Origin of the sequence: Pseudoalteromonas sp. bablab_jr011 (assembly GCF_016464045.1) — a bacterium.
Taxonomy (GTDB): domain Bacteria; phylum Pseudomonadota; class Gammaproteobacteria; order Enterobacterales; family Alteromonadaceae; genus Pseudoalteromonas; species Pseudoalteromonas lipolytica.
In genome coordinates, this window is record NZ_JACDWU010000333.1 from 1 (window position 1) to 14,447 (window position 14,447).

Genomic DNA, 14,447 nt, shown 5'->3' on the forward strand with positions numbered 1-14,447 from the left:
AAACCCAATAGAGCAAGTATGGAACTGGATACGACAACACTGTTTATCCAATAGAGTGTTTTCGGGCTATGACGAAATTGTTGATGAAGTTTCAAAAGCATGGAATCACTTTATTTCAATACCGGAGCGAGTGATGAAGATGTGTAATCGGGAATGGATAAAGTTGATTTAATCTTTATGCGGAATGGTATTACTCTAAGTAACTTTTGTCCAAAAGTGAGTTATTGTCTCTTGAACGCTCACTTGAGACTTTTGTATTCTAAAGTTCAGTCACATACTGGCAATATGCCTCACTGCCTTCATCTTCCTATATTTGAAGAATGCCAACTCCGTCTTATAGTTCTGCCATCATGATAGCAAGTAACATCAAACTTAATCCCCATTTAATATTACAGTAGCAGTTCAATCTCAATCTAAATAAGAACCAAATTGAGGACACGTTTCCTGCCACTTTTTGGCTTATTTATTATCTATGCATGAAGTAAAAACAAGGTAAAAAACATCATTTTCAATAAAAATATTGAAATTTATTGCTCCCCACCTCTCCACTGTATACCTGAAAGTAGCCCCGTTGCACTTATCTAAATTAAGGTCATGTTTATTGATAGATGAATTACACAGCTAGTTATCAGAGTGGCTCATTTATATTGCACGCTGATGGCTTTCAGCTATTCAAAATCATGATTGGACTTCACATCTAACAATTCGCCAGTCTTAGCTATCTTAAAGAAGATATTTTTCTCATTTTGGTTATTTTCTACTTTGACAACATAATAGCCCTCTTCAACATGGACTATTGAGAGCTTATCGTTTGCTACCTCTTTCCATGAAGCATCGAGTTTACCAACTTCAAAACCATAATCCTTAAAAGTCATTTTCTTGATTGACTTGGCAGCAATATTCATTGCTTTTTGGTCATTAATAAGATCATGGCCACTGTGCGCCAACGCCCCAACACTCACTAATGCAATGCAGATTAACGCTGTTGTAAATAATCGATTCATTACTTTTCTCTCCTGGTTTTTACTTTTACCATGTGTTTAATTATGCCGTTTATTATTTTAAGCCAATCACTTCATATTCACCCTTAACAAGCAGCTGTACGGCAATTGGGTTATCTGTTTTATTTTTCCAGTACCAACCGTGTGAACCGGCAAAGGGAGCTGTGAAGCTTCCTTTCATTTCATTACTGGTGGCAATCGTATAGCTTTCAAAATACCCCGTTGTGTCACCTTTTGGTTCACCATGCAAATCGAAATACAATGGCTCACCCTCTGTTAACCATTCATAGGTCATTTTGGCATGTTGGGGCATTGCAAACTTATATTCAACTCCTCTACCTGCAGGAACGATTACTTCAATGATCTGAAATTCATCGTCGGTGCCTTTATTCCCTGTCGGTGATTGACTTGGTTGTGCGTCTGTCTCTGCAGCTATCGCAATGCTGGTTAGGCCAAGCTTATGGCCAAGACCCGTTGGGTCAATGTTATATTCGGCCGGAAGAATTAAAGTCACCAGAGCAATGGCCGCAACAACCGTTGACGATACGCTCGCTATAATTAAGGTCTTTAAACTCACTGTGTGTTGCATACTCATCTCTTTTTTTTATGTGTTAACTAACGAAATAACCCGTTAATTGAAAACCAACTAACATCACACCAGCACTCATGAGTGCTGTATTTGTTAAGGTCGAAAAACGTTGGAATGATGGAAAATGTCGCCACGCATTTATGGCAATTAAAATAAAGATAAGCGCTGCAAATTGCCCCAATTCAACACCAATATTAAACGCAATTAAATTAACTAATAAACCATCCTCTGGTAATTGAAACTCTTGTAACTTCGTCGCTAAACCAAAACCATGAAACAAGCCAAAAATCAGCACCGCTACTTTTGTATTGGGTTGCCAGTTAAAGCAGCGTTTAAACCCACCTAGGTTATCAAACCCTTTGTAAATAACAGAAAAACCGATAATCGCGTCAATTAAGTAAGCATTAACGTTAATATCACCCAGTACACCGAGCAAAAGCGTAGTACTGTGACCAAGAGTGAACATCGTCACATAAAGCAACACATCTTTGCTGCGATATAAAAAGAAAATCACACCGACTAAAAATAATAAATGGTCATAGCCTGTGATCATATGTTTTGCACCAATATACAAAAACGGGACAAATTGTATTCCCTGATTTTGCTCTAAAAATGCACGGGTGTTGTCATCTACACCATGTGCCAACACATCAATACTGACGAGCCCAAGCACCGCAATCAAAAAGAGTAAGCTCATTTTTAATAGCTTATTTTGCATTCCAACTTCCTGTACATCTAATTCTTTCAAGTAATACGCCTTTCAATTTTTATCACATGTTATAAAGCGCAGATAAACCTGCTTGGCCAACTAAACTGTTAACTAGACTTAAGTGGTTTAACATTAATTGCAACGTTTGATTTACGTTTTCTCCTTTATAACGTTATCTTCATCATTTGCAGTAATGACTGTTAATTCAACCGACTTAGAAATAATTTCCTTCATCAAACAAAAGTTCAGCACTCCTTATTCGTGCAAAAAAAAGTCGCTTTTGATGGTTCTTCTACACAAAGCCTGCTATTTTTTAATCAGTTAGTATCTAAAAAATATACATCACCACATTTACTGCGAGGAGTGCTCAAAATGTGTGCACGGATTTCACTTATATCTACAACTATTTCAATCGCTTTAGCCTGCTCTTTGCCGTTAGCTTTTTCTGCAAAAGCCGAACAAAAACCTAACAATGCCAAGGTCTACCCATTAAAAGAAGCGTTCTTCGGTGAGCAACATGTCCATACAGGTGTGTCGATGGATGCGTTTATTGCGGGTAATAGACTAACGCCTGATGACGCCTATCGCTTTGCTAAAGGCGAAGAAATGATGGTGAATGGTAGTCTCCACAAAATAAAACGACCACTTGATTTTGTTGCTGTTACAGATCACTCAGAGTTTATGGGAGAAGCCTTTAGCCTAATGAATGAAGGGGCACCTGGTTACGACCACGAAATAGCCGTTGCTTTTCGTGAAGCTCCAGATTTAGAAACGGCATTAAAACTTTATAATAAGTACGTATTAGCCCCATTAGCAGGCGGTGGAGAACCTCACCCTGCATTTTTTCAAGGCCAAGAAGCCATTAAATCTACATGGCAAAAAAATATAGAAGCCACTGAAAAGCATTATCAACCAGGTAAATTCACTACCATACATGCCTACGAGTGGACATCTGCTCCTGGGGGGGCTAACCAACATCGCAATGTTTTCTTTAGAGATAACAATGTCCCTGATATGCCTTTTTCATCAAACGAAGGGGCCGATCCTGAGCAGTTATGGGCATGGATGCAAACACAACGCGACAGTGGCAAAAAAGTGTTCGCAATACCACATAACTCAAATGAATCGAAAGGCTTATTATTTGCTGAAGCAAGTCTTTCAGGCGTACCCGTAAACAAAGAATATGCTGAAAAACGGGCCAGTATGGAGCCACTCATTGAAATGATGCAAGTTAAGGGTAATTCAGAAGTTATACCCAACTTTTGGCCCAATGACGAATTTGCAGACTTTGAAAATGCAGTGTCAATTCAAAAGTTTAATGGTCGTGCGTTCATAAAAGAAAACTATGTGCGTTATGGACTAGGACGCGGCATTAAATATCATGCAGAGCTTGGAGTTAACCCTTTTAAATATGGGTTTGTTGGCGGAACAGACAGCCATAATGGCACACCAAGTAACGTTGAAGAAGACAATTACGCTGTCGGTAGTCACGGCTATGCCGACCAAACAGCCGACGTACGTTCTAAGGCAATGCTTGAAGGCGAAATGCTGATTGCAGACTCCAGTCCTGGCGCGTTGACTGCTGTGTGGGCTAATTCAAATACGCGCAGTGCGATTTGGGATTCAATGCAAGCAAAAGAAACCTTTGCCACCAGCGGCCCACGTATGAAAGTCCGTTTTTTTGCAGGCCAAGGGTTCAATAAAAGTTACAAAAATTACACCGACCTTGTAAAAGATGGTTATGAAAAGGGCGTGCCGATGGGCGGCGACTACAAAGGTAAAAAAGCCCCTGAGTTTTTAGTATGGGCAATCAAAGATCCTATTGGCCCAAACTTAGATCGTATCCAAATTATTAAAGGGTGGTACGAAAACGGTGAAATGAAAGACCACGTTTATGACGTTGTAGCCTCGGGAGATCGCCTAAAAGCAGATGGAAGTGTTACCCCTATTGATGCCCCTATAAATCTTAAAACGGGTGAATTCAATCAAGTAAAAGGGGCTGTTGAACTTATGTCAGTATGGACAGACCCTGACTGGGACCCAAATCAAGAAGCATTTTATTATGTGCGTGTTTTGCAACTGCCAACAGCACGTTGGACGTTATATGACGAAATAAATGCCGGTGTTAAATACCCTGATGATGTAAAACGTCAAATTGTAGAACGCGCATGGGCCTCACCTATTTGGTACGAAGTAGAGTAAGTATAATTAATGATTAAACGTATTTTAAAAGAGCCTATTACTCATTTTCTGGTATTAGGCTCACTCTTATTTGCAGCATGGAATTACCTTGCACCTTCGCAAGAATCAGAAAACAATGAGTATGTAATAGTGGTCGATCAAGCTAAGTTTGATCACCTAAAAACCCTTTGGAAAGCGCAGTGGAAACATGAACCTTCGAATGAGGATATTGCTGCCATTCTTGAGCGACATATTCGCAAAGAGGTATTTTACCGTGAAGCGTTAACCATGGGTCTTGATCAAAGTGATGAAATAATTCGTACGCGACTTGCACAGAAAATGGAAGCAGTTGCCAGCGATCTCAGCAATTTAATGCAGCTCCCTTCTGAGCAACAGCTTAAAGAGTTTCATCAAGCTCGCCCAGAACTGTTTACCATTGCGCAATCATTCGCGTTTGAGCAAGTTATATTAACGCCACAAGAGGCTCAAGAGCCAAAACTGAGTGAAATTCGCGCCCAACTAATAGCAAATCCAAATACACTAAACAGTTTTGAGAATCGCCGTTCAGTGCCTAACAACTGGCCTCTCATGCCTGAAAACACCCTCAAGAATGCATTTGGAGGCACCTTTGTTGAGCAACTCGCTAAGCAGCCAACAGAGCAATGGGTTGGGCCCATTGAGTCTGGTTTTGGTTTGCACCTCGTTAAAATTGCCAATAATACCCCCGAACATTTAGCCCCTTTCAGTGATATTAAAGACTATGTTTTAGAGCAGTATAAATACTATGCAGTCATCGACTCACAGCAAAAAATGTTCGAAACGTTGCTTAAAAAGTATCGCGTTCGATTGGAAGCTGACACCATTCCGACGGAAATAGAGCAAGAGTTTGCCGCATTATGAGAATGAAAGTATTTTGTTTTGCCTTGCTATTAATATGGGGAAGTTCAGGGTTTGCACATGAAATTCGCCCCGCGTATTTACAAATTAATCAAGTGACTGAACACGAGTATAATTTACTTTGGAAAGTACCCACTAACAATAACTTAGTGCAGAATATACGCCCTGTTTTCGAGCCTCAGTTTTCACTTTCTCCATTACCGAATCACATGGTAATAAATGGATTTGTATTGTTTCAATATCGGTTAAATGCCGATACAGAACTTGCAGGAACAACACTGACAATTGAAAACCTAAACCGCACCACTATCGATACTTTAATCAACATAAAATTGTTGAACGGGAGTCAATATAGTTTATTAATGAAGCCGAATGAAAATACGCTTTCGATTCCAAGCGAAGGCAGTATTTGGCAAATCATCACCTCTTATACAAAACTCGGAATTGAGCATATTTTAGAGGGCTGGGATCACCTGGCATTTGTTGCAGCATTGATGCTAATTGTTAGAGGCTGGGTCACGTTATTTAAAACAATCACCGCGTTTACATTAGCACATTCAATCACGCTCGGGTTAGCAACATTTGGTTATGTATCACTGCCACCTCCTCCCGTTGAGGCACTCATCGCATTGAGTATTTTACTGATTGCAGCTGAATCAATACGTATTAGACACAATCAACACAGCCTAACAACAAAATGGCCTTGGTTAGTCGCATTTATATTTGGTTTATTGCATGGCTTTGGTTTTGCGGGAGCACTAAAAGACATTGGCTTACCACAAGTCGATGTGCCTGCAGCTCTCTTGTTTTTTAACTTAGGGGTTGAGCTTGGCCAATTGTTTTTCATTACCGCTATTTTAGGCACCGTTGCCATTACTAAGCACCTTATTAAAGTGCCAAAACCCGCGGCTACGTTTGCGGCATACGGTATTGGTAGCCTTGCCTGTTTTTGGCTTATTGAGCGCATTGAAGGTATGTTTTTTTAATCGTGTTTAACGTAAGGCATGTTATTTGCCACTCTCTCAGCGAGAATAAATAAAATGCCTTACGTGCACTCATCAATCATTATTCACGGTGGTTAAAACTTTGTGGCTTACCTAATAGATAACCTTGGAAAAACTGACACCCTAAACGTTTTAAGTATTGAAATTGCTCTTCTGATTCAACCCCCTCGGCTATCACATTTTTTCCTAAGCTTGTCGCTAAGGTGAGAATCGCTTTCACAACCGACTCGTCTTCGGAGCTAATCAGCATTTTATCGATGAATGACTTATCGATTTTTAACGTATCAATCGGAAACCGCGTTAAGTAGCTAAGCGAAGAATAACCGGTTCCAAAATCATCTAAAGAGAGGTTGATACCCAAGTTTTTTAGATCCTTCATTCGCTTTATGAGCATCTCGGTGCCCATTAAAATAACCCCTTCGGTTAACTCTAGTTTTAACCGTGAAGGTTGTATTGAAAATCGATTAATTGTCTCAAGCACTTGCGGAACAAAGTTAGGGTCTTGAAATTGCAGCGCGCTGACGTTAACAGCTACACTTAAATTAGGGTTTGAATACGCATCATTTTTGCTCATTTCTTCACACACTTGCTCAAGAACCCACTGCCCTATTTGATTAATTTGTTTTGTTTCTTCTGCTATAGGTATAAAAACATCTGGTGAAACGCTCCCTAATTTAGGGCTATCCCATCGCAGTAATGCCTCATAACCAATCAGTTCTTTGCTGGTGTTATGAATAGGTTGATACACAACGTTTAACTCTTTTTTGGCAATGGCATTGATCAACCCTTGGTTTATTTCATTTCGCTCTAAAATAGATGCTTGTAATTTCGGGTCATAAAAACTAATCATATTTCGCCCTCGCTCCTTAGAGTGATACATCGCAATATCAGCCTGCTTCAGTGCCTCTGACAATTCAAAGTCGCATGCATTAATGATTGTGAGGCCAATGCTAGGTGTTGTATGAACTTCATACCCATCAAGGTAAAAAACACGCGAAATCGTTTCACGTATGTTTTGCGCAAAGCTATCCACAGAATGAAAGTCACCATCTTTTATGCACGTAGGATCATCCAGTAAAATAACGAATTCATCGCCCCCTAATCTGGCAATTAAATTAGGCGATAAAACAATACTTTCTAAACGGCGCGAGACTTCTTTTAACAGTAAGTCACCAATACTGTGCCCTAAAGTGTCATTGATCATTTTAAAATTATCTAAATCAATCAGCAGTAAGGCGTAACTGTGGCCTTGGGTATGATGCTTTGATTTAGCCAATGACTTTGCTTTGTCGATAAGATGACGTCGGTTAGGTAAATTAGTTAACTCGTCATACATTGCTAAGCGATGAACATTTTGCTCTGCAAGTTTACGGTCGGTAATATCAGCTCTAATAGCAATGTACTTATACGGCTTGTTATTTTCATCAATAAAAGGAACGACGGTTGAGTTAACCCAATATAAGCTGCCATCTTTGGCACGGTTACAGACTTCTCCTGACCACACTTGACCACTGCGAATTGTTTGCCACATAGTTTTAAAAAAGCGCGGGGGATGCGTCCCAGAATTGACTAACGCATGGGTTTTTCCGATAAGCTCTGCAGCAGAAAATTGCGATATGTTGCAAAACTTTTCATTCACACTCGTGATTACTCCCTTGCTATTGGTGGTCGCGACAATCGCATGCTGATCAAGGGCCTTTTTTAGTTCTGCTCGACTTCTATTGAGCTCTTCATTTTCTTTTTCGGCGAGCTTCATTTCGGTCATGTTTTCAATCAAACATAACAGGCTAATTACTTTTTCTGACTTATCATTTTCTGGGATCACATTAACATCAAGAAACAACGTTTCCTCATCGAGCCCTTTGAGGTTTATCGAAAACTTAACTTGTTCTCCCTTTAATGCCGTCCTTAAAAAAGGCAATACTTTATCGATAACATCGGGAGGGAAAACATCATGAATATACTTACCCTGAGTCGGTGTACGTAAATAAAAGTAGGTTTTTAGCGCATTCTGATTGTAATAACTCAACTTAAAATCAGCGCTTAATCTGAGCACACCTATGTTCATATTATCTAAGATTGTTTTCAGCTCATTTTTCTTTTTAGATGCATACAGCTCAGCCTTGTTCACCATTGAATAAGGATATAAAACCCCCTCAATAAATACGCTTTTATAGATAAATAACGCACCACATAACTTCACCAAATGCGCAATGACAAGGTAGGTATCAGACAGGGTTTGATACTGGGTAACCAACAATGAAAACAACGCCATACAAACTGATGATAATGCAAAATGAAGGTACCTTTTTTCACCATCTACGTTATGTTTCTTGTAAAACAAATAAGCCACGACGACATAACCAATTAATAGAACATTTTCTAAGGTTATTTTTACAATGGACACGCCTTCGCCATAAATAAAGAGAGACGGTAGGTTATAAGCAAACAAGGTGCCGAACGCGATTAAAATAACTGAAACAATTAACCCACAGCTTAGCCATACCATTTTCCTGCCATGAAAAGTCAGTGAGGCCGCAATGGCTGCAAACGTCAGTAATTCAAACATTCGCGCAGCTAAAGAAAAGAAAATCGACTTTTGACTTGAGCTGGGCGTAATAAACGCTGGCATACCAGCAAACGAAATCGCGTTCATGTAGTCCATCATTAGGACAATACTAAATCCGAATATGATGATATTCGTTTGTTCTGCGTAGCGGCCGTCAAGGCGCTGAAATTCAAGCAGTACCACTGATGAGAAAACAAAAACTGACAATAGCTCCGTTGTTAAATGCAGTATTTCAGTATTTTTTTGTGAAAATATATCGATACTTTCAAGCACAAAAAAGCATATTAAAGCCCCAATAATTAAGCTCGAAAACAAAACAAAATAATGGTTATTTACACCCTGACACTTAAAACCCGCTTTAGAGATGTACATTGTCTATTCTCCTTGCCAAATTACAGCAAACATAGGCGTAGCTAAAGCGTCTTCATCATGCTTACTTTGAGCAACAGCATGACTTTTTAAAACCTTTAAATTCAAGGTTTTTAATTGTTTTTTCATTGTATAAAACACAGCGTTTGAAAACTCAAAGCAGCATAAAAAATTAAAATCTTTACCAATTAACTGTTCTTCATCAACACCTACTTTTTGTGAAAGAAACAGTGAACTATTTAAAGTCGAGAGTATTTTTTCTAAATTATTTATTGGTAAATCACTTCGCATGATATCTGTTCCATTTACAGTCTTTTAATGGATTTAAAAATTAAATGCACAACATTTACTGGCTCATTTAAAAATGCCAGTTCAATATAAAGGGTTTTATTTAGCTAGATTAAAAATAAAAATAGAGGCGTGTTATATAAACCACAGACATTTAGCTATATTAACTTTGTCAACAATTGATTTTTCAACTGTGTGGCTATCAGCTAACTCAACGGTGCCATTCGCGAGATCTTTATTAACAATAGCCTGCGACTTATCATTTAATTCAACCTTTGCACCTTTTGGATAAAGACGAATAAAGTTAATAAATTTAGTCGTTAATATATGATCAAACTTACCAATTTGAGCGGCGTGATAAACTTTCTCAATCGCTTCTACACGTGAGAACTTTTCGCGATAATGACGCTGTGAAGTTAAAGCAACGTATGTATCAATGATACGAATTATGCGTGCTTCAAGGGGGATTTCGGGTTTTATTAGGCCATGAGGGTAACCAGAGCCATCACAATTTTCATGGTGGCACTTGATAATCTTGATCACATTGTCTTCAATGCCGCGGCTTTGCAACTCGCGGCAGCCCAACACAACGTGCTCATGAACACTGTCAATTGCTTTCGCGCTTAACTGCTTACTTTGCTTGTAATCAGGCGGGATCAAAGACATGCCAATGTCTTTTAAGAATGCTGACTTTGCAAAAGGGATGAGTTTGTCTTTTCTTAATTTTATTTCTTTTGAGAATAAAGTAATTAACACCAATAACCGCACGGACTCTCGAAATGATTGGGAGTCTTCGCTAATTTTTTCGTATATTAAATCCAGACGACTGGCATCATTAAGCACAAATAAAACAATATTTGTAACGGCTTGAGTTATCGCCTTGTTGTTTAATACATCTGATTGGCCACAGTCTTCAAGTGCCACTTTAAGGATTGATAACCCTTTATTCAGCGCACCAACCGATTTGTCTTCAGAGACATATAACGATCCCTCAAATTGCTTGAGTTTGTGCTTATCGCCTTCAGACTTAATTTTAACTTTATTTGTAAAAAAGGAGTTTTTAGCCAGTGTTCATTGACCCTAACTAACATACCTTTCTTTAATTGATTGGATTGTATTTTTTTCAATCTAAGTAACCTTGTAATAAAAAAACATTAGTTACTCATCGTCTTCCCATTGACAATTAATCCTTTAGTCGTTCTATTTTACTTAAAAAGTTAAATTACATCAATATAAATCAGAAACAAGCTAAGACTATGAATCAAAAAAAGATAATTGCAATTTAATTTAAAAAAACACTTTTTATAATACAATACTATACAGTAAATAATTCGATGAAATACCTAATAAAGGTAATTAAATATTAAATTAAACAACCCAAAATAATACCTAATAAAGGTAATTAGTTTCTTAATAAATAATCGTCAATTCTTATCGCGTTCATGAGTAGCGTATGTATAAAACGCATCAATTGGCATTGGTTTACTGTGGTAATAACCTTGGATCTGAATGCAGCCCAACTCTTTTAGGGTTTGTAATTGTTTTTCTGACTCAACGCCTTCTGCTATCGACTCCATATCAAGTGCTTTCGCCAGATCAATCATGGCTTTTACAATGGCAATATCTGCTTTAGTTGGATGTTCTAAATTATCAATAAATGACTTATCAATTTTTAACTTATCTAGTGCAAATTCCTTAAGGTAACCCATTGATGAGTAACCCGTCCCAAAATCATCAATCGACATTTTAAATCCAGCTTCACGCAGTTTAGTTATCGTGTTTAATGCAAACTGTGGATTACCAATCGCAATCGTCTCAGTCAGCTCAAGTTCAATACAGCTCGGCTCAATGGAATATTTTTGCAGTACCGTGGTCAAACTACGTAGCAAGTTCTTTTTAACAAATTTGGTAGCCGATAAATTGATGGCAAAAGTGAGCGCTGGCATCCCATTATCGCGCCATTGACGAATCGTTTTTACGGTATTTTCAAAAACCCAATCATCAATGTCACTAATTCGGCCACAACGTTCTGCAATCGGAATAAACTCAGCGGGTGAAACACAGCCTAACGAAGCTGAATGCCAGCGCAATAAAACCTCAGCGGCTACCATTTTGTTTGTTGCTAGTTCTATTTGAGGATGAAATACGAGTGAAAATTCGTTATTTTTTAGTGCGTAATTGATAGCATTAATGATCTGAGCGTGCCTCACACCTGCCTTATTCATTTCTTCAGCATAAAACAAGACATTATTACGGCCTAGTTTCTTCACCTCAAACATAGCCGACTCAGCCATCTGCAATAAAGATTCAAAGTCACTGGCATCCAGCGGGCACAGGGCAACCCCTATCGAGGCCGTTACAACAATTAACTCGTCGTTAATTGATAAGGGTTCTCTGATCACTTTGAGTAAGTTATGAGTACACTTATCAATCTCTTCTGTCGATGTATAGGGGGTAATAAATGCAAAGCGGTCACCTTGTAAACGCGCAACCATGACTTGTTCACCCATAAAATTACTCATTCTTGCACTCAAGTTCTGCAGTATTAAGTTGCAATTCCCTATTCCCAGAGCCTTATTAAGAATTTTAAAGTTGTCTAAGCCAATTAAGATAAAGGCTGATTTAATACCGACATGCGCTTTTATGACCTGCTCAAATTCCATTTGTAACTTCACTTGATTGGCAAGCCCTGTTTGCTGATCAAAGTAAGAAAGCTGATGTATTAAGCTTTCACTTTCGACTTGCTTAGTCATATCATGTTGAAAAGAAATGTAATTACTGATTGCTCCTTGCTTATCAAAAATGGGGTATATGGTTGTTTGCTCTACAATAGCATCTCCGTGTTTAGTTTTATTAACCAATGAACCAACCCACGCCTGTTTATTATTTAGCTGTTGCCACATCCCCTGATAAACACCTAAATCCGTTTGACCTGCGCTGATCATGTTCGGACTTTGGCCTATAAGTTCATCGTAACCATACTGACACATGTCTAAGTACGCCCGATTCATATATTCAATTTTGGCATCCGTATTCGTAAACATAATAGGGTGCGGATTTTGCTCTACAGCTTGAGATAAAATATGCATGCGTTTATTCAACGTGATTTTATTAAACCACTGCCACACTGATTCGGCCCACACGGTGAGCATGTTTTTATCATGAACTGAAAATGTTTTTTCTGTGTGTTGCAAAATAATCGCTAACTGACATTTGCCATGACGCACAACCGGCACCACCAGCAAAGAGCTGGCATTACTTGGCAAGCCAAACTCTTTTGCTTGCTTGCGATTAACAATGACTGCTTCTCCAACAGCGACTTTTTCTTGCAACTTACTGGTACATACATCCAGTTTTGAGCCATGCACCGCACGGTAAGCGAGCTGCTTATGTTCATTACAAATATAGAGCGATGCACCATCACAATTTGCAATTTCACGGGCTTGCTCAACGGCATAATTAAGCAAGGTTTCTTGATCTTCCTGAAACGAAATTTCGGTCAATGTAAGCAATCCCTTATTAAACTTACTTTGTTGAAGCAGTGCTGCCATTTGCCCTATTTTTTCTGTTACGTCACGCGCGACAACTAAATAAGTTTCATGCTCATTTTCATAAGTAAACAACGTCACAGAGAATTCAAAATGATGCGTACGTCCATTAATTAAGAGAGGTAATGCATCGATAGTAAATAATCCAAATAAATGATTTTGTTGCAGTGAGTGTATAAACTGCGGTGCATGTTGAGGAGCAAAAAGCTGACAAATATTGCGACCTAACACATTGTTCGAAAAGACACGACTCGGCGAATTGTCACTGTAAATAGTTTTAAACGTGCCATCTCGCTCAAGCTCAAAAACAGAATCGGGTAAAGCGGTGAGCGTTGCAGATAACTGCTCTGTTGAATTTTCAAGATCAGCATAGGGTTTGATGACGGTTTCAACAAACACGATTTTATATAATAAAAAGTAGGTCAAACCTTTATAAATATGACCAAAGAAGTTAAGTGTATCGGTTACATGCGAGGCATCATTATAGAGCGTAAAACACGCCTCACTTAATATAGCCAACAAACAAACAAGCGTTTTCCCAGCGATATTTAGAGTGTTTCTTGGTTTTCTTAATTGCGATGCAAACATACACGCAGCAAGGCTGTAGAGCGTAATCAGTGTTATTTCTATCAGCCACTTTTGTTGACTGCTGCCACCTCCTTCAATGTACAACGTGGGCAACCAATCGGGAAAATAAAATACAACAGCCACAATACACGCGGTCACACTAAGTAAAGTACTCAGCACAACACGCGCATTAAACAGCTTATAATTCACCCAAATAGCGGTTGCAATCACTAAAAATGCAGCGGCATTAAAAAACCGGGCAAACAGCCAAAAAGCAAACACTTGCTCCATGTTTTTCTCGTGATCACTGACACTTGAAAAACTCAAAAAGTGCAACGCATCAAAAATAGCAACACACAGCATAAGACAAGATAGCAACAATAACTTGCTATTCCGGGTGAAGTGCCATGTATTCCATCCAATAGCAAAAATTAAGAATGAAATAACAACTGAGAAAAGCTCAACACTGGTGTGCATGCCTACATAAAAAGGTTCAGTAGCAATTAAACCGACCTTTTCTAGCAGTAGTACGATGGCTAATAGCAACACACCGACACCAATGTAAGGTAAGGTATTTACAAGTTCTTTATGATGAGAAGTATGTACAAACTGTTTCACTAAGCTTTTAACTATTTTTATAAGTATTACTAAAAAGGATAGTAAAAATAACAGTTAAGTGTAGATAAATAATGAAAAAATCTGTCGGTGTTGCGCTAACTATTGCT

General features: G+C 38.6%; 10 protein-coding genes. 3 read left to right on the top strand and 7 right to left on the bottom strand.

What is annotated here, in order from left to right:
• Positions 1-668 precede the first annotated feature (668 nt).
• From JIG41_RS22250 to JIG41_RS22260, 3 genes are read right to left on the bottom strand one after another with little or no spacing between them, the layout of a single operon-like run.
• Positions 669-1,004, bottom strand: coding sequence for a DUF6488 family protein (locus JIG41_RS22250; RefSeq protein ID WP_199525485.1), 336 nt, complete (start codon positions 1,002-1,004; stop codon positions 669-671).
• A gap of 52 nt (positions 1,005-1,056) precedes the next feature.
• A complete protein-coding gene (locus JIG41_RS22255) occupies positions 1,057-1,590 on the bottom strand; it encodes a hypothetical protein (protein WP_199525486.1) in 534 nt (177 codons plus the stop codon).
• 22 nt (positions 1,591-1,612) lie between these two features.
• A complete protein-coding gene (locus JIG41_RS22260) occupies positions 1,613-2,308 on the bottom strand; it encodes a HupE/UreJ family protein (protein WP_199525487.1) in 696 nt (231 codons plus the stop codon).
• Positions 2,309-2,671: 363 nt separating this feature from the next.
• Between JIG41_RS22260 and JIG41_RS22265 the strand changes: the two genes are divergently transcribed.
• The 3 genes from JIG41_RS22265 to JIG41_RS22275 are packed head-to-tail and all read left to right on the top strand — an operon-like array spanning position 2,672 to position 6,363.
• A complete protein-coding gene (locus JIG41_RS22265) occupies positions 2,672-4,501 on the top strand; it encodes a DUF3604 domain-containing protein (RefSeq protein WP_036972394.1) in 1,830 nt (609 codons plus the stop codon).
• Between the two features lie 9 nt (positions 4,502-4,510).
• Positions 4,511-5,380, top strand: coding sequence for a peptidyl-prolyl cis-trans isomerase (locus tag JIG41_RS22270; RefSeq protein WP_036972395.1), 870 nt, complete (start codon positions 4,511-4,513; stop codon positions 5,378-5,380).
• Entirely contained in the window at positions 5,377-6,363 is a 987-nt protein-coding gene (locus JIG41_RS22275) for a HupE/UreJ family protein (RefSeq protein WP_244887025.1), read from the top strand. Before JIG41_RS22270 ends, JIG41_RS22275 begins: the two co-directional genes overlap by 4 nt.
• 79 nt (positions 6,364-6,442) lie before the next feature.
• Here the strand turns inward: JIG41_RS22275 and JIG41_RS22280 are convergent, their stop codons facing one another.
• The 4 genes from JIG41_RS22280 to JIG41_RS22295 form a co-directional block, all read right to left on the bottom strand.
• Entirely contained in the window at positions 6,443-9,322 is a 2,880-nt protein-coding gene (locus JIG41_RS22280; RefSeq protein WP_083422858.1) for an EAL domain-containing protein, read from the bottom strand.
• A 3-nt stretch (positions 9,323-9,325) separates the two neighbouring features.
• A complete protein-coding gene (locus JIG41_RS22285) occupies positions 9,326-9,610 on the bottom strand; it encodes a hypothetical protein (protein ID WP_180311751.1) in 285 nt (94 codons plus the stop codon).
• Positions 9,611-9,742: 132 nt separating this feature from the next.
• Positions 9,743-10,531 carry an HD-GYP domain-containing protein gene (locus JIG41_RS22290; protein ID WP_199525488.1) on the bottom strand — a complete coding sequence of 263 codons (789 nt, stop codon included), beginning with the start codon at positions 10,529-10,531 and terminating at the stop codon, positions 9,743-9,745.
• Between the two features lie 500 nt (positions 10,532-11,031).
• Positions 11,032-14,340: an EAL domain-containing protein gene (locus tag JIG41_RS22295; protein WP_180311753.1), complete on the bottom strand. Its 3,309-nt coding sequence runs from the start codon at positions 14,338-14,340 to the stop codon at positions 11,032-11,034.
• Positions 14,341-14,447 lie beyond the last annotated feature (107 nt).